We start from the raw sequence: 533 nt of genomic DNA, 5'->3' as shown, positions 1-533 counted from the left end.
CGGCTACCCCCTCCCCGAGACGCCCGCGTCTCGCCCCGGGCTCCGCTGGCCCGAGGCCCGAGCCGCCGTGGTGGAGGTCGTCACTCCGCTCCTGGCCGACCCTGACACCGCCCACGCCGCCGACGAACTGCACCGCCTCCTCGCCCCGTTGGGCGTACAGGCCCGCGCCGTGCGCAACGTCGTCTCCGGCCTCCCGCTGGACAACGAGGCGGACGCCCGCGCCCTCGGCCGGCGTCTGACCCGTACGGGAACCAGCGCACCCGCCGTCGCCGTCGGCCTCGCGCTCCTGGGCCGTCTCGGGGGTCCCGAGGACATCCCGTACCTGGACACCCTCAGCCTGTTCCGCGACCTCACGTACCCGGCCCTCCACGCGCTCACCGCCGTGGACCGCCCCGCCGCCGGCCTGGCGTGGCTGCGTCAGTACACCCGCGCCGAAAGCCTGCACCCCCTCATCGACGCCCTCACCGCGCGCGACGACCGGGCCACCCGAGCCTGGCTGCTCACCCACCCCCTCGACCCCCGCACCGTGGGCC

Annotated in this window: 1 pseudogene; it reads left to right on the top strand. The window is 76.5% G+C overall.

Annotated elements, in window-relative coordinates:
• Window positions 1-533 (top strand): annotated as a pseudogene (locus J0695_RS41180) (hypothetical protein); the annotation flags it as partial.

Source organism: Streptomyces beijiangensis, from assembly GCF_017315755.1.
GTDB lineage: Bacteria > Actinomycetota > Actinomycetes > Streptomycetales > Streptomycetaceae > Streptomyces > Streptomyces beijiangensis.
The sequence above is the reverse complement of the archived record's forward strand: the minus strand, read 5'-3'. Positions and strand labels throughout refer to the sequence as shown.